The sequence below is a fragment of the Blastococcus sp. OS1-29 genome (assembly GCF_057628075.1).
In genome coordinates this window covers 35,478-57,637 of the sequence record NZ_JBXXJK010000009.1, presented here as the reverse complement: position 1 = coordinate 57,637, position 22,160 = coordinate 35,478, and the positions used below count along the sequence as shown (strand labels likewise).

At 73.2% G+C, this 22,160-nt stretch carries 19 protein-coding genes; 10 read left to right on the top strand and 9 right to left on the bottom strand.

From position 1 onward, the window contains the following. Positions 1–33: 33 nt before the first annotated feature. Positions 34–1,230, bottom strand: coding sequence for a fatty acid desaturase family protein (locus tag AC2H4J_RS21145; protein WP_487466888.1), 1,197 nt, complete (start codon positions 1,228–1,230; stop codon positions 34–36). A gap of 21 nt (positions 1,231–1,251) precedes the next feature. Continuing rightward, positions 1,252–2,361 carry a ferredoxin reductase gene (locus tag AC2H4J_RS21140; protein WP_487466887.1) on the bottom strand — a complete coding sequence of 370 codons (1,110 nt, stop codon included), beginning with the start codon at positions 2,359–2,361 and terminating at the stop codon, positions 1,252–1,254. A 94-nt stretch (positions 2,362–2,455) separates the two neighbouring features. Between AC2H4J_RS21140 and AC2H4J_RS21135 the strand changes: the two genes are divergently transcribed. Together AC2H4J_RS21135 and AC2H4J_RS21130 are read left to right on the top strand one after the other, a co-directional pair. Then, the gene (locus AC2H4J_RS21135) at positions 2,456–3,637 is read left to right on the top strand and encodes a PucR family transcriptional regulator (protein ID WP_487466886.1); all 1,182 of its coding nucleotides are present in this window, start codon (positions 2,456–2,458) and stop codon (positions 3,635–3,637) included. A 39-nt stretch (positions 3,638–3,676) separates the two neighbouring features. Next, positions 3,677–4,561: a hypothetical protein gene (locus AC2H4J_RS21130; RefSeq protein WP_487466885.1), complete on the top strand. Its 885-nt coding sequence runs from the start codon at positions 3,677–3,679 to the stop codon at positions 4,559–4,561. 3 nt (positions 4,562–4,564) lie between these two features. On the opposite strand, the gene AC2H4J_RS21125 is transcribed toward AC2H4J_RS21130, so the two are convergent. The 3 genes from AC2H4J_RS21125 to AC2H4J_RS21115 are packed head-to-tail and all read right to left on the bottom strand — an operon-like array spanning position 4,565 to position 8,307. After that, on the bottom strand, positions 4,565–5,170 hold the full coding sequence (locus AC2H4J_RS21125; protein ID WP_487466884.1) for a class I SAM-dependent methyltransferase: 606 nt from the start codon (positions 5,168–5,170) through the stop codon (positions 4,565–4,567). Positions 5,171–5,222: 52 nt separating this feature from the next. After that, positions 5,223–6,566, bottom strand: coding sequence for a DNA polymerase IV (locus tag AC2H4J_RS21120; protein WP_487466883.1), 1,344 nt, complete (start codon positions 6,564–6,566; stop codon positions 5,223–5,225). A gap of 10 nt (positions 6,567–6,576) precedes the next feature. After that, entirely contained in the window at positions 6,577–8,307 is a 1,731-nt protein-coding gene (locus tag AC2H4J_RS21115) for a DEAD/DEAH box helicase (RefSeq protein ID WP_487466882.1), read from the bottom strand. A 66-nt stretch (positions 8,308–8,373) separates the two neighbouring features. On the opposite strand from AC2H4J_RS21115, the gene AC2H4J_RS21110 reads away from it, so the two are divergent. From AC2H4J_RS21110 to AC2H4J_RS21085, 6 genes are all read left to right on the top strand, one after another. Further along, positions 8,374–9,219, top strand: a complete 846-nt coding sequence (locus AC2H4J_RS21110) for an alpha/beta fold hydrolase (RefSeq protein WP_487466881.1) — start codon at positions 8,374–8,376, stop codon at positions 9,217–9,219. Positions 9,220–9,343: 124 nt separating this feature from the next. Continuing rightward, positions 9,344–10,951 carry a methyl-accepting chemotaxis protein gene (locus tag AC2H4J_RS21105; protein ID WP_487466880.1) on the top strand — a complete coding sequence of 536 codons (1,608 nt, stop codon included), beginning with the start codon at positions 9,344–9,346 and terminating at the stop codon, positions 10,949–10,951. A 112-nt stretch (positions 10,952–11,063) separates the two neighbouring features. Further along, a complete protein-coding gene (gene pgm / locus AC2H4J_RS21100) occupies positions 11,064–12,698 on the top strand; it encodes a phosphoglucomutase (alpha-D-glucose-1,6-bisphosphate-dependent) (RefSeq protein WP_487466879.1) in 1,635 nt (544 codons plus the stop codon). A gap of 121 nt (positions 12,699–12,819) precedes the next feature. Further along, the gene (locus AC2H4J_RS21095; RefSeq protein ID WP_487466878.1) at positions 12,820–13,476 is read left to right on the top strand and encodes a TetR/AcrR family transcriptional regulator; all 657 of its coding nucleotides are present in this window, start codon (positions 12,820–12,822) and stop codon (positions 13,474–13,476) included. 16 nt (positions 13,477–13,492) lie between these two features. Continuing rightward, positions 13,493–15,736, top strand: coding sequence for an MMPL family transporter (locus AC2H4J_RS21090; protein ID WP_487466877.1), 2,244 nt, complete (start codon positions 13,493–13,495; stop codon positions 15,734–15,736). Between the two features lie 142 nt (positions 15,737–15,878). Continuing rightward, positions 15,879–16,325, top strand: coding sequence for a hypothetical protein (locus AC2H4J_RS21085; protein ID WP_487466876.1), 447 nt, complete (start codon positions 15,879–15,881; stop codon positions 16,323–16,325). 7 nt (positions 16,326–16,332) lie between these two features. On the opposite strand, the gene AC2H4J_RS21080 is transcribed toward AC2H4J_RS21085, so the two are convergent. Next, positions 16,333–17,223 carry a GGDEF domain-containing protein gene (locus AC2H4J_RS21080; protein WP_487466875.1) on the bottom strand — a complete coding sequence of 297 codons (891 nt, stop codon included), beginning with the start codon at positions 17,221–17,223 and terminating at the stop codon, positions 16,333–16,335. Positions 17,224–17,422: 199 nt separating this feature from the next. Here AC2H4J_RS21080 and AC2H4J_RS21075 point away from each other — a divergent pair, with 199 nt between their 5' ends. Next, positions 17,423–18,373: a hydroxymethylglutaryl-CoA lyase gene (locus tag AC2H4J_RS21075; RefSeq protein ID WP_487466874.1), complete on the top strand. Its 951-nt coding sequence runs from the start codon at positions 17,423–17,425 to the stop codon at positions 18,371–18,373. After that, positions 18,370–18,879, top strand: a complete 510-nt coding sequence (locus tag AC2H4J_RS21070; RefSeq protein ID WP_487466873.1) for a flavin reductase family protein — start codon at positions 18,370–18,372, stop codon at positions 18,877–18,879. The genes AC2H4J_RS21075 and AC2H4J_RS21070 overlap by 4 nt, the downstream gene beginning before the upstream one ends. 12 nt (positions 18,880–18,891) lie before the next feature. On the opposite strand, the gene AC2H4J_RS21065 is transcribed toward AC2H4J_RS21070, so the two are convergent. From AC2H4J_RS21065 to AC2H4J_RS21055, 3 genes are all read right to left on the bottom strand, one after another. Next, positions 18,892–21,198: a SpoIIE family protein phosphatase gene (locus AC2H4J_RS21065; RefSeq protein ID WP_487466872.1), complete on the bottom strand. Its 2,307-nt coding sequence runs from the start codon at positions 21,196–21,198 to the stop codon at positions 18,892–18,894. An 89-nt stretch (positions 21,199–21,287) separates the two neighbouring features. Further along, positions 21,288–21,728 (bottom strand): hypothetical protein, encoded by a 441-nt coding sequence (locus AC2H4J_RS21060; RefSeq protein ID WP_487466871.1) that lies wholly within the window; start codon positions 21,726–21,728, stop codon positions 21,288–21,290. Next, on the bottom strand, positions 21,721–22,086 hold the full coding sequence (locus AC2H4J_RS21055; RefSeq protein WP_487466870.1) for a hypothetical protein: 366 nt from the start codon (positions 22,084–22,086) through the stop codon (positions 21,721–21,723). Before AC2H4J_RS21055 ends, AC2H4J_RS21060 begins: the two co-directional genes overlap by 8 nt. Positions 22,087–22,160 lie beyond the last annotated feature (74 nt).

The window sequence follows — 22,160 nt, the reverse complement described above, 5'->3', positions numbered from 1 at the left end:
GTGGGTTCTGGGCCTCTCCCGTTCAACGGTCGGTCAGGCGGCGGCCTGTGCCATCGCCCGGCGGACCTTCTTGCCGCCGGTGGTCATCCGGACGAGCTTGAGCACCTGCGCCGGGGCGTTCTTCGGCGTGGTCTCCGTCAGCCAGCCGTTCGGAAGCGACAGCCGGATCACCTTGTGCCAGGCGCTCGCCACCTGCTTGTACAGCGGCGCGGAGTGATACGTCAGCCCGTAGCGGTCGAAGATGTCCTTCACCTTGGGCGCGATCTCGGCGTACCGGTTGCTCGGCAGGTCCGGGAACAGGTGGTGCTCCACCTGGTGCGAGAGGTTGCCGGTCATCAGGTGCATGGCCTTCGACCCCGAGATGTTCGCCGAGCCCAGCATCTGCCGCACGTACCACTCGCCGCGGGTCTCGCCGTCGATCGACGTCCGCTCGAACGTCTCGACACCCTCGGGGAAATGGCCGCACATGATCACCGAGTGCGACCAGAGGTTGCGCACGATGTTGGCGGTGACGTTCGCCGCCAGCGTCGGCAGGAACGAGGGACCCGACAGCAGCGGGTGCACCAGGTAGTCCTTGCCGGCCTGGTTGCGGATCTTCTTGAGCACCTGCCGGACGCCGGCCCGGAACTCCGGGTTGGCGCGCCGCTTCTTGGTCGCCAGGTTCTTGCCGAGCTCCAGGTCGTACGCGGCGATCCCGTACTCGAAGAAGCAGGCGTTGATGAAGTTCCACACCGGCTGGGCCAGGTAGAGCGGGTGCCAGCGCTGGTCCTCGTCGACCCGCATGATCCCATAGCCGAGGTCGTTGTCCTTGCCGATCACGTTCGTGTACGTGTGGTGCAGTTCGTTGTGCGAGTGCTTCCACTGCGCGGCGGGGCTCGCCATGTCCCACTCCCACGTCGTGGAGTGGATCTTCGGGTCGCGCATCCAGTCCCACTGGCCGTGCAGGATGTTGTGCCCGATCTCCATGTTCTCGAGGATCTTGGCGACCGACAGGCCGGCCGTCCCGATGAGCCAGGCCGGCGGGAACATCGAGACGAGCAGCGCGGCGCGGCTGCCGAGCTCGAGCTTGCGCTGGACGTCGATGACCTTCCGGATGTACTTCGCGTCGTCCTCGCCCAGGCTGTCGCGGATCTCCTGGCGGATGGTGTCGAGCTCCTTGCCGATGATCTCGATGTCCTCGGCAGACAGGTGCGCGATCGGGTTGTCGGACTTCTTCTGGATGGCGGTCATGCGGGGCTCCTTCCGGAGAGGTCAGTGGTCGATGTCGCAGGCGCCGGCGGCGGCGCTCACGCAGGTCTGGATGAGGACGCCGTCGCCGGGCGCCGCGGTGGTGATCTCGCCGTTGCGCAGGTCACGCACCGCGCCCTCGCGCAGCGGCAGCACGCAGCCGTAGCAGATGCCCATCCGGCAGCCGCTCGGCATCAGCACCCCGGCGTCCTCGGCGGCGTCCAGGATCGGCGTCGCGCCGTCGGCCTCCAGCGTCGTCCCGGACTTGGCGAACGAGACCGTGCCGCCCTCGCCGGTGACGAGGACCGACGGGCGGAAGCGCTCGGTGTACAGCCGCTCGGCGATGCCGGCGGCCGTCCAGTGCTCCTCCAGCGCCTCGAGCATCCCCACCGGGCCGCAGGCCCACGTGGAGCGCTCGGCGAGGTCCGGCACCAGAGCCTCGATGCCGGCGGCGTCGAGCATCCCCGCGGCGTCCGTGTGCTGCTCGATCAGCCGGATCCGGCCCTCGGCCGCCATCTCCCGGAGGTCGCTACCGAAGACGACGTCGTCCGCCGTGGGCGCGGAGTGCACCAGGACGGTGTCCTTGAGGCCGTCGGTCAGCTCGGGGTGGTTGCGCAGCATGCCCATGACGGGCGTGATGCCGGACCCGGCGGTGACGAACAGCGCCTTCTCCGGCCGCTCGGCGGGCAGGCAGAACTCACCGGCCGCCTGGTCGAGCTGGACGACGGTGCCGAGGCGGGCCCTCCGCACGAGATGGTTGCTGACCTTCCCGTCCGGGATGGCCTTGACCGTGACGCTGATGCAGCCGTCGGTGCGGGTCAGATCCGACGTCAGCGAGTAGGCGCGCCACTGCCGGACGCCGTCGACGTCGATCCCGATCCGGATGTACTGGCCCGGGCGGTGCCCGCGCCAGCCGCGACCGGGGCGGATCACGATCGTTGCCGCGTCCCGCGTCTCGGGCAGGACGGCCTCGATGCGGCCACGGAGATCGGCACCGGAGCGCAGCGGGTCGACGAGGTCGAGGTAGTCGCTGGGCAGGAGCGGCGTCGTCGCGAACTCCACGAGCTTCAGCACCCGGTCGCGCAGGGCGACGCGCGGCCGGGCCGTGGTCGGACGCGGATCGGTTGTCGTCATACACAGAGGGTTGTCCACCCGAGGACGCAATTACCTGTGCCCTGCACGTGAATCGAGGGGTAGGTTCTGTTCGCAGCGAACAAACGAGGACATGATGACGCCGGACGAGACCGCCCTCCCCCTCGCGGTGGCCGATGCCATGCGCCCCGGCCTGCCGGCCATCGCCGAGGCCGCCGTCGCCGAGATCATCGTCGACGTCCCGAGCTACGCCGACGAGTTCACCGGGCACATGGGCGAGGTGATCCGGAATGCCGTCGAGCTGGCCCTCGGCGCCTTCCTCGAGCTGGCCACCGCGCGCGGCGGCGCCGACGCCAGCACTCCGATCCAGCCGGCCCTCGACGGCGCCTACGAGCTCGGCCGTGGCGAGGCCCGCAGCGGCCGCACCATGGACGCGCTGCTGGCGGCCTACCGGGTCGGCGCACGGGTCTCGTGGCGGCACCTGTCCGCCAGCGCCGTCGCTGTCGGCCTGACCGTCGAGCAGCTGGCTCGCTTCGCCGAACTGGTCTTCGCCTACATCGACCAGCTCTCGGCGGCGAGCGCCGCCGGGCACAGCGACGAGCTGGAGACGACGGGCCGGGTGCGTACCCGTTACCTGGAGCGGCTGGCGGGCCTCCTGCTGGCCGGCGTGCCCGAGGCGGAGCTGGTGGCGGCTGCCGAACGGGCCGACTGGCCGCCGCCCCGGTCACTGACCGCCGTCCTGCTCCCCGAGGACGCCGTCCGTGGGGCACTCGTCTCACTCGACGGGCGCACCCTGCGTCGCAGCGAGGAACTCCCCGGCATGGATTCCGCCAGTGACCTCGTCGTGCTGCTGGTGCCCGCCGCCGAGGGCCGGTCCCGGCCGGCGCTGCTGAGGTCCCTCGACGGCCGGGACGCCGTCGTGGGCCCGGCGCGACCCTGGACGCAGGTGTCGGCCTCCTATGCGCGGGCCCGCCGCGCCCTGGAGCTCGGGCTCGAGCCCGACGGTTCCGCGCCGTTGGACACCGACCGGTGCCTGGCCGAGCTGGTGCTCCGGGCCGACCGTGACGCGCTCGCCGACCTGCGCGCCCGCGTGCTGGCCCCGCTGGACGACCTGACCGCCGGCGCCCGCGAGAAGCTCGTGGAGACCCTCCGGGCGTGGCTCCTCCACCACGGACGGCGGGAGCAGGTCGCCGCCGCCCTGTTCGTGCACCCGCAGACGGTCCGCTACCGGATGGGTCAGCTGCGCGAGCTGTACGGCGCCCGGCTGGAGGAGCCGAGCAGCGTGCTGGAGCTGACGATCGCCCTGGGGGCGGGCTGACCGTTTCACGTGGAGCGTTCGCTGCGAGAAGGTGGACCGGTGACCGTCGACCTCGCCGCCGCCGCTGACTTCCTGGCCGGAGCCGGCCGCGTGCTCGACCGCCGGCGCTTCGACCTGCTCTTCGGGAACGGGGACGTCGACGCGGTGCTCGCCGCGGTCGACGGCTATCGCAACCCCGACGGCGGCTACGGCTGGGGGCTGGAGCCCGACCTCCGGTCGCGGACGAGCCAGCCCGGCGGGGCGCTGCACGCCATGGAGGTGTTCGCGGACGCCGCCCCGGTCATCACGTCGCGGGCGGTCGAGCTCTGCGGCTGGCTGGCATCGGTGAGCAACCCGGACGGCGGGCTGCCCTTCGCCCTCCCCCAACCGGACCCGGCCGCCTGCGCGCCGTTCTGGCTGGACCCCTCGCCGGAGTCGAACCCGCAGATCACCGCGATCGTCGCCGCGACCGCGCACCGGGTGGCCGCCGCCGATTCCGCGGTCGCCGCGCACCCCTGGCTCGCCCGCGCCACCGCGTACGCCCTGGCGGCGGTGGGCGATCTCGGGGCCGAACCGCACGCGATGGTCGTGGCCTTCGCCGCCCAGCTCCTCGACGCGGCCGCCCCCGCGTACCCGGAGGCCGGCGACCTGGTGGAGGCGCTCCGCCCGCACGTGCCGGCCGACGGGCTGCTGCACGTCGCGGGCGGTGCGGACGACGAGTTCATGCGGCCCCTGGACTTCGCGCCCTTCCCCGGGGGCCCGGTGCGCACGCTGTTCGCCCCCGACCTCATCGACGCCGAGCTGGAACGGCTCGCGAACGGGCAGCAGCCCGACGGCGGCTGGGCCGTCGACTTCGACAGCTACTCTCCCGCGGCCACCCTGGAGTGGCGCGGGCACCGCACGGTCCAGGCGCTCACCCTGCTGCGGGTCAACGGCGCCCTCTGATGCTCAGGACGGGCGGAGCAGCGCGACCAGGAAGTCGGTGTCCGGGGTGAACGGCCGCAGGTCCCAGGAGGACAGCAGCAGGTCCGGCGTCCATCCGGCGGCACCGGCGTCGGCGAGGAATTCATCGAACTCGTACCCCCGGCCCGCGCCGAACCCGATGGCGGCGCGCCCCCCCGGTCGCAGGTGGGCCCGCATCCGGCGCAGCACCTCCCGCCGGGTCGACGGCGCGAGGAAGGTCATCACGTTCCCCGCGCAGACGATCGCGTCGAACGGCTCACCGACACCCCGCGCGGGCAGGTCCAGCTCGGCCAGGTCGCCCACCAGCCACCGGGCACCGGGATGCATCGCCTCGGCCTCGGCGATCAGGACCGGGTCGACGTCGACGCCGACGACCTCGTGTCCGACCGACGCGAGGTGGCCGCCGAGGCGCCCCTGGCCGCAGCCGGCGTCCAGCACGCGCGAACCCCGGCCCAGCATCGCGTCCAGCGTCCTGGCCTCGCCCAGGAGGTCCATCCCCTGCGCGGCCAGGTTCTTCCAGCGCTCGATGTAGGCCGCGGAATGGGTCGGGTCCTCCCGGGTGATGCGCACCCAGGCGCTCGGCTCGGTCATGCGCTCACGATGGCACGTCGACCATGACGCCCGGGTCGAGCATGCCGCTCGGTCACGTCGGCATCCTCCAGTCGGGCGGCTCGGCCGGCTGCAGCAGCGGGTCGTCGGCGGCCAGGGTGCGCACCGGCCCCGGGGCGGTGCGCGGGCCCTCGAAGCGGACGGTCACCCGCCCCAGCCCGCGGCCCCAGACCCAGCCGGCGCCGAGTTCGGCGTGCACGACGTCCTGCCCCGGCCACCAGCGGCGCTCGACCGGCAGCTCCTCCTCGGGCGGCGCCTCCGGCGCGTCGACGGCGGACACGACGTCGGGCAGCGGGTCGTCGTCCTCGGCGAACAGGTCGCCCTGCGCGTAGACCGACAGCCCCGAGACGCCCACGCCGAGCAGGCGGAGCCCCCCGCGCGTGCCGGCGTCGGTGAGCAACCGCCGGGCGGTGACGGCGATCGAGCGCGGGTCGTCCGTGGGCTGGGGCAGCGTCTGCGAGCGGGTGATCGTGGTGAAGTCGTAGCGACGCAGCTTCAGCGTCACGGTGCGCCCGGACAGCGCCGACTTCCGCAGCCGCTCCCCCACGCGTCCGGCCATGGAGTCGATCTCCCGGCCGAGGACGTCGAGGTCGGTCAGGTCGCGCTCGAACGTCTCCTCGTGGGACACCGACTTCGCCTCCCGGTCGGGGACGACGGCCCGCTCGTCCTCCGCCCGCGCGAGCGCGTACAACCCCGCCCCGTGCGCCCGCCCGGCCAGCGCGACGAGGTCGGTCAGCGACTTGGCCGCCAGATCCGCGACCGTCTTCACCCCGACCTGGTGCAGACGCTCGGCGGTGGCCGGCCCGACGCCGCCCAGCCGGGTCACCGGCAGCGGGTGCAGGAAGTCGAGTTCGCTGCCGGGCGGGACGACGACCAGGCCGTCGGGCTTCTGCAGGTCCGACCCGATCTTCGCCATGAGCTTCGACGTCCCGATGCCCACCGATCCGGTGACCCCGCCCGTCGCCTCGGCGATGCGCTCCTTGAGCGACCGTCCGATCGCCGTCACGCCCTCGACCGAGAGGTCGTGTCCCTCGCCCGCCGCGAGGTCGACGTAGGCCTCGTCCAGGGACGCCGGCTCGACCAGCGGGGACAACTCCCGGAGCAGGGCCATGACCGCCTCGGACGTCCGGCGGTAGGCAGCGAACCGGCCGCCCAGGAACGCCGTGCCGGCCGGGCAGCGGCGACGGGCCTCCGCGGTCGACATCGCCGACCGCGCGCCGAACGCGCGCGCCTCGTAGGAGGCGGTGGCGACGACGCCGCGGCCGCCCACCCCGCCCACGACCACCGGACGACCGCGCAGCGACGGCTTGTCGCGTTGCTCGACCGCGGCGAAGAAGGCGTCGAGGTCGAGATGCAGGATGCTCGCCTCTCGCCTCACGGACCCATTGTCAGGCGTCGGTCAGGGCGGCCGCGGGGAGCCAGTCGGCGTCGAGCAGTTCGGCGATCTCCTGCAGGGACGACGTGTCCGCGCCGGCGGCCGAGCCGCTGACCGCCAGCCGCTCGACCATGACCCGGGCCACCTGCTCCTCCACGGTGTCCTCCGCGAACGCGATCCGCCACGGCGAGGCCCGGCCGTCCCGGTGCGTGCGGCCCGTGACCTGACGGGCCTGGATGCCGGAGAACCGGGGTTGGTGGAACAACCCCACCCGCGGCGTCTCCGACGCGTGCGCGCCGCCGGGCAGCACCTCCCCCGCGTGCAGGCTGATCGACGCGGTCACCGTGAACACGCACACCATCGCCTCGCCGCGCTGGAAGCGCAGCCGTTCGGCCTCCACGTCGAACCGGTCGCGACCGTAGATGCCCGCGACGGCGATCCCCGAGTCCAGCAGCGCCTCGCGGATCGGGTCGGCGGCGGTCTCGACGAACTCCACCGACACCGCCACCTGCCGCTCGGCCTCCACCTGCGCCTTGATCCAGTCGACGGTCGCCTGCACGCGGATGAGGCCCGCCTTCTGCCGGAACCGCAACAGCGCGGCCCGCCCCTTCGCGCTCTGCCGCGACCGGCGGGCGAGCTGCATCTCGGCCCGGAACTCGCTCCACTCCGAGTCGTACGCGGCGCGTTCGGACGGCGTGAGCGCGACCGGCGTGCCGGTCACCGACACCTGACCCCACGGGGCCGGGCGGTGCAGCGTCGCCGGTGGCTGTGCGTCGCCCAGCCAGCCCTGCAGCCGGCCGAGGTCGGCTCGGCGCTCGCCGGCGTCCTCGGTCCACTGCCAGCCGTACCGGCCTCGTTCCACGTGGAACCCGTGCGCGGTGAGCTGCTTCGGCAGGTCGGCCCACTCCCGGATGCCCTCGCCGTGCCGGACGGCGAACTCCGGCGCGAGATACGGCAGTTCCAGCGGGGTGTGCGCGGGGGTCGCCGTGCAGGCCAGCACGTAGGGCACGTCCTTCAGGCGGCCCGCGCCGGAGACGGCCTTCCAGTGCTTCCACCGCTGGGTCGTCGTGTGCCGCACCATGTGTGCCTCGTCGGCGATGACCAGGTCGAACGACAGCTTGGAGACCTTCGCCAGCCGGTCCCAGGTGGTGACGCACCAGCGCAGCCCGCCGTCGCCGAACCCCGCGATCGAGCGGGCCCAGTGCGGAATGGTGATCGCCGCCGGCCGGTCGGCCACGACGAGCACCGACCGCACGTCCCGCTGCTCGGCGATCAGCCGGGCCGCGAGGATCGCCGTGCCGGTCTTGCCCACGCCGGGGTCGTCGCCCAGCAGGAAGACCCGGCCGCCGGCCGCGGCATGCGCGGCCACCGCGTCGGCGCCGTCCCATTGCAGGTCGCGCGGGGTCATCGGCTGCGCGATCGGCAGCGGGCGCGGCTTCTCGTTCAGCTCGTCCTCGAGGAACCGCTCGAACGTGTACGGCGGCGGGTCGTAGGCGACCAGCTCCCGCGGCAGCTCGGCGCCCACCCAGAGGTGCGCCTGCAGGTCGGGACGCCAGACCGCGCCGGGCGCGGGTGCCCGGAACGGCACGGCGAGCACCCACACCCGCTCACCCGGTCCGGCCACCGGCAGCTCGGGTGCCGGCGCCTTCGATGGGCGCGGCCTCGTGCGGTTCGGGGCGGGCTTCGTCGTCCGCTTGGTGCTGGTCGTGCTGCGGCCGGCCGTGCGGCGCCGTCGTCCGGGCATGCATCTCCCCCTCGTCTCCGGCACGGTAAGCGGCCGCACCGACGGAACGTCTGATGGAATCGCCGGGTGACGGAATCCGCCGACGAGGGACTGGCCACCCGGACCCTCGGCGAGGCGGGCCCCCGGGTCGTCTTCGTGCACGGCCTGTTCGGCCAGGGCAAGAACTGGACGACGATCGGCAAGGGGCTGGCCGACCGGCACCGGGTCACGCTCGTCGACCTGCCCAACCACGGCCACTCCCCGTGGACCGACCGCGTCGACTACCTGGACATGGTCGAGCTGCTCGCGACCGAGCTCGAGCAGCTCGGCGAACAGGTCACCCTGGTCGGTCACTCGATGGGCGGGAAGGTCGCCATGCAGCTCGCGCTCCGGCGCCCGGAGCTGCTGCGGGCCCTGGTCGTGGTGGACATCGCCCCGGTCGAGTACCCCATCTCGGGCGGCCGGACCGACGACCCCGACGAGGAGGCCTCACCCTTCGCCGCCTACATCGAGGCGATGCAGCGCCTGGACCTCGACGCGCTGACGACCCGCGACGACGCCGACGCGGCCCTGAAGCCCGCCGTCCGCAGCCGGATGGTGCGCAGCTTCCTGCTGCAGAGCCTGGTCCGCGAAGGCCTGGGTACCGACGGCGGGTGGCGCTGGCGGCTCAACCTCGACCTGCTGGCCCGCGACCTGGGCGAGCTGCGAGGCTTCCCGCAGCCGCCGCCGGGCGCCTCCTTCGACGGTCCGGTGCTCTGGATCGCGGGCGCGAACTCCACGTACGTGCTGCCCGAGGACCGCCCGCACATGGACGCGCTGTTCCCCGCCACCCGGCTCGTGCGGATCAAGAACGCCGGCCACTGGGTGCACTCGGAGCAGCCACAGATCTTCCTCGCGACGCTGGAGCGTTTCCTGGCCTCCGTCGAGGGCTGAGCGTGGCGCCGCCCCATCCATGGAGTGGGTAGAACTGGTTCAGCGTTGAGACATTCAACTGGAGGCGGAACGCTGTCGGCCGAATCAGACGTGCGTCAGCTTTGCCTTCCGGATCGGATCCCCCGTGCGTCTCACCGTTCTCTCCCGACTGCTCTCCCTCCCCCTCCGCGCCAAGGTGCTGACGGCCGTAGCGGTCGCCTGCGTGGTCGCGCTCGTCGTCGGCCTCGTGTCCCTGGTCCAGCTGTCGCAGCTCGAGAAGCGCAGCGCCGAGGTGCACACCCAGGCGCTGATCCCCTCGTCCCAGCTGGCGGAGGTGCGCCGGGCATTCCTGCAGACGCGGATCGACGCGCTCGCGGACGAGTTGCTGCCCAAGGCCGGCGCTGAGGACGCCGAGCACAAGGCCTACCTCGCCGATGTGGACGCGGTGAACGCCGCGGTCGCCACGTACGCGAAGTCCACGAACCTCACGGCGGCTGAGAAGGCGAACGTCGACAAGCTCACGACCTCCTGGCAGGGCTACGAGCACCTGGTCAGTGGTGAGTTGCTCGATCTCGCGCGCGCCGGCCGCATCGCCGACTTCATGGCGCTGCGTACGTCGAAGATCAAGCCCTTCTCCGTCGGCCTCAACGAGTCCCTGACCGCCCTCGAGGAGTCGGCCGCCCAGCGTGCCGAGACCACCGTGGCCGCGGCCCGCTCGACGTACGAGTCCGCGCGCACGACGCTCCTGGTCGTCCTGGTCGTCGGAATGCTGGCCGCCGTGGCGCTCGGCTTGTTCGTCGCCGGCCTGGTGATCCGGCCGGTCATCGCCGTCCGCAACGGACTCGTGGCCATGGCTGCCGGTGACCTGACCGCGCACGTCGACGTGACGTCGAACGACGAGGTCGGCCAGATGGCGACCGCGCTCAACGAGGCCAGTGCGAGCCTCCGGACGACGATTAGCGGCGCTGCCGAGTCGGCACAGGCGCTGGCCGCCGCCGCCGAGGAGCTCACCGGTTCGTCGGAGGCCATCTCCGCCGGCGCCGAGGAGGCGGCCGCGCAGGCCGGCACCGTGGCCGCCGCCGCCGAGCAGATCTCCCGCAACGTGCAGACCGTCGCTGCCGGGTCGGAGGAGATGGGTGCCTCGATCAACGAGATCGCCCAGAACGCGTCCGAGGCCGCCCGCGTGGCCGGCACCGCCGTCCAGGCCGCGGAGACGACGACCCAGACGGTGACCAAGCTCGGTGCCTCCTCGCAGGAGATCGGCGAGGTGGTCCGGACCATCACGAGCATCGCCGAGCAGACCAACCTCCTCGCGCTCAACGCCACCATCGAGGCCGCGCGCGCCGGTGAGGCCGGCAAGGGCTTCGCCGTCGTCGCCAACGAGGTCAAGGAGCTCGCGCAGGAGACGGCGAAGGCGACCGAGGACATCGCCCGCCGGGTCGAGGCCATCCAGGCCGACACGGCCGGCGCCACGACGGCGATCGAGGAGATCGCGACGATCATCGGCCAGATCAACGACTACCAGACCACGATCGCCTCGGCGGTCGAGGAGCAGGGCGCGACCACCGCGGAGATGAACCGCAGCGTCAGCGAGGCCGCCGTCGGCAGCGGCCAGATCGCCGCGAACATCACCGGCGTCGCCACGTCGGCCGCGACGACGACGGAGGGTGTGACACAGGCGCGCGCGGCGACCGCCGAGCTGGCCCGGATGTCGAGCGAGCTGCAGACGCTCGTCCAGCGCTTCCAGTACTGACCCCGCACCGACCCCGGCGTCCCCGGGTCCTCGACCGACGAGGGCCCGGGGACGCACCCCGTTCGTGCCCACACCGGTCGCGCCGGACGGCACCGCCGGTCAAGATCAGCCCATGACCGATCCGCGCGCCGGACAACCCGCCCAGACCGGCGACCTGATCGACGTCGCCGCCCTGGTCACCGCCTACTACACCGTGGAGCCCGATCCGGCCGAGCCCGCCCAGCAGGTGGTGTTCGGGACGTCCGGCCACCGGGGTTCGAGCTTGGACGCGGCGTTCAACGAGGCGCACATCCTCGCCACCACGCAGGCGATCTGCGAGTACCGCGCGGCGCAGGGTTTCGACGGGCCGCTGTTCATCGGCCGCGACACCCACGGCCTGTCGGAGCCGGCCTGGGCCACCGCGCTCGAGGTCCTCGTCGCGAACGACGTGACGGTGCTCGTGGACGCGGGCAACCGGTACACGCCGACCCCCGCGGTCAGTCACGCCATCCTCGCCGCGAACCGGGGGAAGGATTCCGGCCTGGCCGACGGCATCGTCGTCACGCCGTCGCACAACCCGCCGCGCGACGGCGGCTTCAAGTACAACCCGCCGCACGGCGGGCCGGCCGACACCGACGCCACCGGCGTCATCGCCGCCCGCGCGAACGACCTGCTGCGCGCCGGCCTGAGCGGCGTCCGCCGGGTGCCGCTCGACCAGGCCCGCGCCGCGACCTCGCCGTACGACTTCCTGGGCACGTACGTCGACGACCTGCCGAACGTGGTCGACATCGACGCGATCCGGCAGGCCGGGGTGCGCATCGGCGCCGACCCGCTGGGGGGCGCCAGCGTGGACTACTGGGCGGCGATCGCCGAGCGGCACCGGCTCGACCTCACCGTCGTCAACCCGGTCGTGGATCCCACCTGGCGGTTCATGACGCTGGACTGGGACGGCAAGATCCGGATGGACTGCTCGTCGCCGTCGGCCATGGCCTCCCTCGTCCGGCGCAAGGACGAGTTCCAGGTGGCGACCGGCAACGACGCGGACGCCGACCGGCACGGGATCGTCACCCCCGACGGCGGCCTGATGAATCCCAACCACTTCCTGGCCGTCGCGATCGCCTACCTGCTCAGCCACCGCCCGGGCTGGCCGAAGGACACCGCCGTCGGCAAGACCCTGGTGTCGAGCTCGCTGATCGACCGGGTGGTCGCCGACCTCGGCCGGAGGCTGATCGAGGTGCCGGTCGGCTTCAAGTGGTTCGTCCCCGGGCTCCTCGACGGGTCCATCGGCTTCGGCGGGGAGGAGTCGGCCGGTGCGTCCTTCCTGCGCCGGGACGGCGGCGTCTGGACGACGGACAAGGACGGCATCCTGCTCGCCCTGCTGGCCAGCGAGATCCAGGCCGTCACGGGTCGGTCGCCGTCCAAGCTGCACAAGCAGCTGACCGACCACTTCGGCGAGTCGGCCTACGCCCGCATCGATGCCCCGGCGAACCGGGAGCAGAAGGCGGCGCTGGGCAAGCTGTCGCCCGACGACGTCACCGCGACCGAGCTGGCCGGCGAGCCGATCACCGCCAAGCTCACCCGGGCGCCCGGCAACGACGCGGCGATCGGAGGCCTGAAGGTCACCACCGACAACGCCTGGTTCGCCGCCCGGCCGTCGGGCACCGAGGACGTCTACAAGGTCTACGCCGAGTCCTTCAAGGGCGCCGAGCACCTGGCGCAGGTGCAGGAGGAAGCCCGCGCCGTCGTGACCGCGGCCCTCGGCGGCTGACCCCCGACAGTTTGTGCACCAACCGTCGCGACGGTTAGTGCACAAACCGTCGGAGGGGCCGGGGACGTCGCACGGGGACGGTGCGCTCGATACAACGGTGTATCCAATACACTCCTGCATCGTGACCGCGTCCCCGGAGCTGCAGCGCCCGAAGCGGCGTCGTGAGGAGACCGTCGAGCGGTTGCTGGACGCCGCGCTGGAGACCTTCGCCGAGATCGGGTTCGCCGCGGCCAGCGTGGAGGACATCTGCAGCCGCGGGGGCTTCACCCGTGGCGCCTTCTACTCCAGCTTCCGCAGCAAGGACGAGCTGTTCGAGGCGCTGTTCGTGCGCGAGACCGCCCGCAACTTCGACCGCGCCGAGGAGCAGCTGGCCGGCCTGGAAGGGGAGGCCGACCCGATCGCCGCCGCGGTGGAGCGCTGCCTCGGCACCTTCCGGGCGGACCGCACCTGGGTGGTCGTGCACACCGAGTACGCGCTGCACGCCACCCGGCACCACGAGGCGGCCGCGGCGCTGCGCCGGCACGCCGAGCAGGCCCACCGCCGGCTGACCGATCTGATCGAGACGGTGTCGGCGCGGCTGCACCTGCGCCTCACCCTGCCGGCCAACCGGCTGGCCCGCATCGTCCTCGCCGTGCACGACGGCGTCGTGATCCGCGAGGTGCTCGGCGGCCCCCAGCACCCCGGCGCGGCCTCCGACCGCGCGGCCTCCGACCTCGAGCGCACCGCGCTCCTCCTGCTCCTGCGCTCGGCCGTCGCCGCGCAGCCCTCCCTCGACTGATCCGGAGTCCCCTCCCATGAGCTCCTTCCTCGCCCGGCTCGGACGTGCCTCCTTCCGCCACCGCGGCTGGGTCTCGGTCGCCTGGCTGGCGCTGCTCGGCGTGGTCATCGCCCTGCTGGTCACCGTCGGAGGCGCCTTCCAGGACAAGTTCACGATCCCGGGGTCGGAGTCGCAGGACGCGCTCGACCAGCTGTCCGAGCTCTCGCCCGCGTCGGCGGGGGCAGGTGCGCAGATCGTCTTCGTGGCCCCGGACGGCGCCTCCGTCGCCGACCCGGCCTACGCGGCCGTGATCGAGAAGGTCGTGGCCGCCGCCGGGCGCGCGCCGCAGGTCGACACCGCGATCAGCCCGTTCACCAGCAAGGCACTGAGTCCGGACGGGCGAGCCGCCCTGGCCACGGTCCAGTACGACGTGAACCGTGAGCAGCTGGCTGCCGGCAGCCTGGACGCGCTCCGGGCGACGACGACGGCCGCGAAGGACGCCGGCCTGGAGGTGGCGGTCGGCGGCAACGCCTTCAGTCCCACCGGCCCGACCGTCGGCCCGCTGGAGTTCATCGGAGTCGGCGCCGCGGTGCTGGTGCTGGTGCTGACCTTCGGGTCGCTGCTGGCGGCCGGGATGAACCTGCTGACCGCCTTCATCGGCGTCGGCGTCGGCATGGGCGCCCTGCTGCTCGCCTCCAACGCGGTGACGCTCTCCTCGAGCGCACCCACCCTCGCGCTGATGATCGGCCTCGCGGTCGGCATCGACTACGCCCTGTTCATCCTGTCCCGCCACCGCACGCAGCTGGCCGCGGGCATGGACCCCGAGGACTCCGTGGCCCGCGCCGCCGGCACCGCGGGCTCCGCCGTCGTGTTCGCCGGCCTGACCGTGATCGTCGCGCTGTCGGGCCTGTCGATCGTCGGCATCCCGTTCCTGACCGTCATGGGCCTGGGCGCGGCCGGAACGGTGCTGGTCGCCGTCCTCGTCGCCCTCACCCTGCTGCCCGCGCTGCTCGGCTTCGCCGGCCGGCGCCTGGCCCCGAAGCCGGGCTCCCGTGCTGCCCGCCGCGAGGAGGCCGACGCGCGGGAGACCACCACCGGTGGTCCGATGGGCGCCCGCTGGACCCGGCTGGTCACCCGCCGGCCACTGCTGACCGTGCTCGTCGTCGTCGCCGGCCTCCTGGTCGTGTCGATCCCCGCGGCGCAGCTGCAGCTCGCGCTCCCCGACAACTCCACCGCCGCCCCAGACAGCCCGCAGCGGCAGGCCTACGACCTGATCTCGGAGCACTTCGGGCCGGGCCTCAACGGCCCCCTGGTCGTGCTGGCGAGCGGGCTCGACCCGGCCACGGCCCAGCAGTCCGCGGGCCAGATCGCGGCCACCATCGGTGGCGTGCCGACGGCGACGCCCGGCCGGTTCCGGGGCGGTCTGGACGACGTCGCGTACGCCGCACCCTCGGTCCTGGCCGACGGAACCACCGCGCTGATCACCGTCATCCCCGACAGCGGGCCGCAGCAGGAGGCGACGAACGCCCTGGTTGGCGCCATCCGCGACCGGGCGCCCGCGCTCGAGCGGCAGACCGGGGCGCAGATCGCCGTCACCGGCCAGACCGCGGTGGCGATCGACGTCTCCGACCGGCTCGCCGGCGCCCTGCTGCCGTTCGCCGTCGTCGTGGTCGGGCTGGCCCTGGTCCTGCTCGCGCTGGTCTTCCGGTCGGTCCTCGTGCCGGTGAAGGCCGCGCTGGGCTTCCTGCTCTCGGTCGGCGCCTCGTTCGGCGCCGTCGTCGCGGTCTTCCAGTGGGGGTGGCTGGACGACCTGCTGGGGGTCCCGTCCACCGGGCCGGTGATCAGCTTCCTGCCGGTCATCCTGATGGCGGTGCTGTTCGGTCTCGCCATGGACTACGAGGTCTTCCTCGTCTCGCGGATGCGGGAGGCCTACGTGCACGGCGCGGCGCCGCGCGACGCCGTGGTGACCGGTGCCCGGCACACCGCGCGGGTCGTCGTCGCGGCCGCCCTGATCATGTTCTCGGTGTTCGCCAGCTTCGTGGCCATCGAGGACGTCGTGGTCAAGGCCATCGCGGTGGGGCTGGCCGTTGGGATCCTGGTCGACGCGTTCCTGGTCCGGATGACGCTCGTCCCGGCTGTGCTGGCGCTGCTCGGCCGGTCGGCGTGGTGGCTGCCGCGATGGCTGGACCGGGTGCTGCCGGACCTGGACGTCGAGGGCGCCCGTCTGGGTGAACCTGAACCCGTCGGTGCCGTTCGGCAGCCGGTGGCGACCGCACACTGACCGGCGTGAGCGAATTCCGCGACCCGCAGCACGGGCCGCCTCCCGGCTACGGGCCGCCTCCCGGCTACGGGCCGCCTCCCGGCTACGGCCCACCCCCGGGCTACGGCCCACCCCCGGGCTACGGCGCCCCGGTGCCTCCGCCGTGGGCGTACCAGACGCAGTCCTGGCCGTACGGCCCCGGACGCCCGGCCCCGGACGCCCGGGCCTGGCGACCGCGGCGGGCGTGCTCGGTCACGTCACGGCCGGGCTGACGATCGTGTTCTCGCTGATCATGCTGGCGATCACGATCAGCGGCGACGGCGACAGCACGACGACCGTGCTCCTGCTCGGCCTGCCCTGCGCGGCGGGCCTGATCGTCGGCGCGAACCAGGTCCTCCGCCGGGAGTCGGAGCGGAACCTCTTCGCGTCGGCGGGCCTGTCGGCCGGCGTCCTGGTGCTCTCCATGGTCGTCGGGCTGGTGACGCTGACGAAGGAGGATCTGATCGGTCAGACCGTCTTCATCTGCCTGGCATTGCCGCTGCCGCTCCTGACCGCCGTGTTCACCCGGAACAGGACCGTCACCGACTGGCTCGCGGCCAGGGGCCGCTGAGCCCGGCTCAGCGGTGGCGGCGGTGGGCCTTGTCGGCGTACATGGCGTCGTCGGCCTCCCGGACGACGTGCTCGTAGACGTCGGCCGGCTCCAGCCCGCCGGCCACCGAGCCGATCCCGATGCTCAGCCCGATCGTGACCGTCCTCCGGCTCAGCGGCAGCGGCTCGGTGACCGACGCGCGCAAGCGCTCGGCGAGGACGTCGGCGTCCGCGAGCTCGGTGTTCTCGCAGACGATGCTGAACTCGTCGCCGCCCAGCCGGGCCGCGGTGTCGCTGGCCCGCAGCACCGAGCGCAGCCGTTCGGCGAAGGTGACGAGCACCAGGTCGCCCATCGGGTGCCCCAGCTCGTCGTTGATGGCCTTGAATCCGTCCAGATCCGCGATCAGCACGCAGGTGGGCGTGTTCTCCCGCCGTCCGCGCTCGAGGGCGTGCCACAGCCGGTCCTGGAACAGCAGCCGGTTGGGCAGGCCGGTCAGCGGGTCGTGCAGCGACCGGTGCACCAGCGCCGCCTCGAGCGCCTTCCGCTCGGTGATGTCCTCCACGATCATCACCAGGTGGGCCGACTGGCCCTCGGTCTCCTCGACGCGGGACGCGGTGACCTGCACCGGTACGTCGGTGCCCTCGGCCCGCCGCAACCGGGTCTCGTGCCGCATCGGCCGGCCCGGCGCATCGACGAGCGTCTGGTACGCCTCCCGGGCGGCCGAGACCCCCTCCGCCTGCACCAGGTCGAGCACCGATCGGCCGTACAACTCGTCGGCCGTGCGGCCGAGCATGGTGCACAGCGCCGGGTTGGCATCGACGAGCACGCCCTCGACGGTCGTGAGGGCGATGCCCATCGGCGCGTTGGAGAAGGCGCTCCGCCGGTCGGCAGGGGGCAGTGATCCGACCGTCTCGATCACCCTCCCACCTCCGGCTCGTGCACCATCCTCATGACGTCGGTCCCGACGTGCGAGGTTCATCTTTGTTCACCGATACCCCGAAACAGGCGGTTGACGTCACGGAACTGTTCCGGGTCGCCCGATCGGGGACCTGCACGCCGGGGGCAGGATGGGTGTCGCGGGACGGACGGACGACGCCCGCGGAGACGAGGAGGAACGCGTGAACGGCTTCGACAGCGACTTCGACTTGGTGCTGCCGACGGCGGTCGACGTCCGCGAGGTCGGCATGCGCGACGGCCTCCAGCTGGAGGCGCCGGTGCCCCTGGAGGCCAAGCTGGAGATGCTGGAGGCCCTCGTGGCCACCGGCGTCCGCCGCATCGAGGCGACGTCATTCGTCTCGCCCAAGGCGGTACCCGCACTGGCCGACGCCGACCAGGTCGCCGCCGAGCTGTCCCGCTGGGGCGGCGTCCACTGGTCGGCCCTGGTGGCCAACGCCCGCGGGGCGGCCCGGTCGGTCGACGCGGGCGTCGCGAACCTCGAGTACGTCGTCTCCGCCTCCGACGGGCACAGCCGCGCCAATGCCGGGCGTCCCACGGCCGAGGCGGTGGGCGCGGTCGCCGAGATCGCCGGGCTCGCCCACGGCGCGGGCGGGTCGCTCGAGGTCATCATCGCCACCGCCTGGGACTGCCCGTTCGACGGCCGCACGCCCATCGCCCGCACCGTGGACGTCGCTCGTGCGGCGGTCACCGCCGGCGCCGACCAGCTCTGCCTGGGCGACACCATCGGCACGACCACACCCGTGCGGGTGGTCCAGCTCCTGGACGCCGTCCGCCGGGCCTGTCCGGGTGTCGGAGTCGGCGTGCACTTCCACGACACCCGGGGCACCGGCCAGGCCAACGCCCTGGCCGCGATCCAGGCCGGCGTGACCCAGCTCGACTCCTCCATCGGCGGGCTCGGCGGTTGCCCGTTCGCCCCCGGCGCGAGCGGCAACATCGCCACCGAGGAGCTCGTCTACATGCTGGAGGAGTCGGGTGTGGCGACCGGTCTGGACCTCGACGCCGTCCTCGCGGCGGCCCGCGTCACCGAGCAGGCCGTCGGTCACGAGCTACCCAGCTCGCTCTACCGCGCCGGCGGGCGCTCGGTCCCCCGCTCGGCCGCGGCCCGCGCATGACCGCCTCCTCCGAGGTGCCGCGGATCGTCGACCCGGAGGCCATGCGGGAGGTGCTCGGCCACTTCGCCTCCGGCGTCACGGTCGTCACCGCGCTGACCGAGGCCGGCCCGGCCGGCTTCACCTGCCAGTCGTTCAGCTCGCTGTCGCTCGACCCGCCGCTGGTCGCCTTCGCCCCCGCGCGGACGTCGCAGACGTGGCCGGCGCTGCGGGCGATCGGCCGCTTCTGCGTGAACGTGCTGGCGGAAGGGCAGGATGCCGTCTCGCGCACCTTCGCCCGGTCGGGCACGGACAGGTTCGCGGGTGTGCGGTGGTCCCCCAGCGTGCACGGGTCGCCCGTCCTGGACGGCGTCGTCGCGTGGATCGACGGGGAGCTGTGGGCCGAGTACGACGGCGGGGACCACAGCATCGTGGTGGCCCGCGTCCTCGATCTCGGCGCCGAGCCCGAGCGCCGCCCCCTGCTGTTCCACCGCGGCAACTACGGCCTGCTGCACCGCGGGGAGTCCTGACCGGCCCCCGGATCAGCCGAAGCGCAGGGCGATCAGCGCCACGTCGTCGCGGTGGTCGAGCGCGCCACTGACCGCCGCGTCGCACAGTTCGGCGGGGCCGGCGTCCTGCGGCGCGCGCATCACCCGCTCGCAGAGCTCGTGGATGCCCTCGTCCATGTCCCGCCCGGGGCGCTCGATCAGGCCGTCGGTGTAGGCCATCAGCGTGGCGCCCGCCGGCACCCGGAGGACGACGGACTCGCGGTGGCTGTCGACGTCGACCCCGACCAGCAGCCCGGTCACCTGCGACAGGATCTGCACGCTGCCGTCCGGACGGCGCAGCAGCATCGGCGGGTGGCCGGCGTTGGCGACGTGCACCTGCCACGGCTCGCCCTCGGCGGCGGGGCGCACGGCCCGGGCGTAGACCATCGTCGCGAGCGAGGCCACGCGCAGGCCCTGGACCAGGCGGTCCACCCGGGTGAGCACCTCCGCGGGGTCGGCGTCCCCGGCGTCCCACACGCAGGCGCGCAGCAGCCCGCGGAGGTGGCCCATCGCCGCAGCCGCGGCGACGTCGTGACCCACCACGTCGCCGACGACGAGCGCGACCGAGTCGTCGGGCAGGGCGAGCAGGTCGTAGAAGTCGCCGCCGACGTCGGCGGCGCTGGACGCGCTCACGTAGTGCGCGGCGGCCTCGATGCCCGGGACGTCGGGCAGCACCGGCAGCAGCGAGCGCTGGAGCGTGTCGGCGACCGTGTGCTCGCGCTGGTAGAGCCGCACGTTGTCGATGGCCAGGGCCGCGCGGCCTCCCAGGTCGGCGGCCAGGTGCACGTCGTCCTGGGTGAACGGCTGGTCCGCCGACGACCGGACCAGCGCGATGGCGCCCAGCGTGCGGCGGCGGGCCACCATCGGCACCGTCAGGATGTGGGCTCCGCCGATCCGCCGGAAGGCCTCGAGCGCACCCGGGTAGGTGAACACCTGCTCGAGCACGGCCGGGGTGAGGTCGTCGAGCACCACCGGTCGCGAGGAGGCGATGCTCCGCCGGCTCGGTGAGTCCGGGCCCAGGTGCATCACGTGCAGGCCGCCGAACTCCGTCAGCTCCTGCTCCCGGCCGTCCCGGTGGCGCGCGGCGAACTCGCGCACGGCGCCGTAGTCGTCGAGCAACGTCACGAAGCCCCAGTCGGCCAGCCGGGGCACGCAGAGTCCGGCGAGCCGGTCGAGCAGCTCGGACATGTCCAGGGTGGCGCTCAGCGTGCTCGTGGCCTCGGCCATGAGGGCCAGCCGCCCCTGGGCCCGCTCGGCGTCGGACTGGGCGGCCTCGGCGTCGGACCGCGCCTGCTCCGCGATCGCCCGGGCGAGCTCGGCCTCCTGCCGGGCGGCCTGCTCGGCGGCGAAGGCGGCCGCCCGCTCGTGCTCCACCCGGACCCGTTCGGTGACGTCGGTCTGCACGCCCACGAAGCTCACGAGCACCCCGTCGCCGTCGAAGACGGGGCTGACCGACAGCTGGTTCCAGAAGGCGCTGCCGTCCTTGCGGTAGTTCAGCAGGGTCGTGGTCACGGTCCGCTGCTCGGCCAGCGCGGTGCGGATCTCCTCGACGGCTGCCGGCTCGGTCGCCGGGCCCTGCAGGAAGCGGCAGTTGCGCCCGACGACCTCCTCGGCCTCGTAGCCGGTGATGCGCGTGAACGAGGGGTTGACCCACACCAGCGGGTTCTCGGGCTGGCGGGGGTCGGTGATGGTGAACGTGATGTCGGTGGCGATGACGGCCCGTTCGCGCAGTGCCTGCAGGTAGGCCTCGGGATCGTCGGTCTCGTCCAGCGGGTCCAGCCGCAGGAACACGACGAGGGCGAGCTGCTCGTCGCTGTGTGCCTGCGACAGCGGGAAACCGGTGACCCAGAGCAGCTGGTCGGCGTCCCCCCGGTCGGCGTGGGCCCGGTCCTGCTCGGTGCTCCTCCCGGGCGCGAGCCGCATGGCCTCTCCGGTGACCGGCCGACCCTGGGCCACCGTGGAGAGGGGGCCGCCGCTGCTGGCCAGCGGGCTGCCCGCGAGGTCGGTCAGCCCCGCTGCGGCACCCCAGGTGTCGACGTCGACGGGAAGCCCGACATTGCCCGCCAGCTGGACGGCCGCGGCGTTGGCGTAGACCACCGAGCTGGTCCGCTGGTCGATGACCAGGACGGCGACCGGGACGTCGGCCAGGACGCCGGGAAGGGACCCCTGCGCGCCGCTCCCCGCGTGACCCGAGACCGCGGCGCTGGCAGCCGTGACGATGCCGGCCTGCGTGCCGAGCTCGCGTTCGGCCTCGAGCGCGCGGGACGTGTCGGGGACGGTCCCCGGTCGATCGGACAACACGAAAGCTATTTAACCGTGCCCGATTCGATCTAGTCATGACCTGCCTCACGCGGCTGACCAGCGCGGATGCCGGGCCGGTCGAGGTGCGCCTAGGGGGCCGGAGCGGTCCGGCGGAGCAGCAGCAGCCCGAGCACCGGCAGGACCAGCGGCACGAAGTAGTAGCCGGACCCGTACGCCGACCAGACCGTCTGGTCCGGGAACTCCGCACGGTCGGCCAGCGAGAACGTGCCCACCACGAGGACTCCGACCAGCTCGACGCTGATCGCGACCAGCGCCGTCCGCCGCCCGCTGCGTCCGCCCCGCACCAGGCCGACGGTCGCCACGATGTAGACGACCGCCGCGAAGGCCGACAGCAGGTAGGCGACCGGGGCCTCGTGGAACTTGGTGCTCAGCTGCACCGCGGCCCGGGCGCCGGCCGCGAGGGCGAACGTGCCGTACACCGCGACCAGGACACGCCCCGCCCCGCTGCGTCCCGGTGCCCGGCCGTCGGCCGAGGCCGCGGGCTCGCCGAGGGCACGGTTCTCACGCACGGGTGGCCTCCCAGAGCTGCAGCAGCCGCCAGATCATGACGGCGACGACGGCCGCGGCGACCGCCATCACGGTGCCGGCCCACCGGGTGCGCTCGGTGCGGGCCCACAGCGACCCGGCCACCGGGACGAGCACGATGCCGGCGAGATAACCGGAGAACGTGGCCGTCTCCCGCGGGGTGTCGCCACCGGTCATCGCGACGACGGCCAGTACCGCCTGGACCAGCAGCAGCACCTCCAGGACGGCGGCGACGCCGAGGTGCAGCAGCCCGATCCGCCGCCGGGCGAGCGTCGAGGCCAGACCGAGCACTGCCAGGGCGACCGCGACGACGGTGATGCCGACGACGAGGGGACCCTGCACCCGGACATCCTCGCGTGCGCCTCCGATGGCCTCGCGGCAGGGGCCCGTCGCGAGCGCGCCAGGGACGGGGCGGC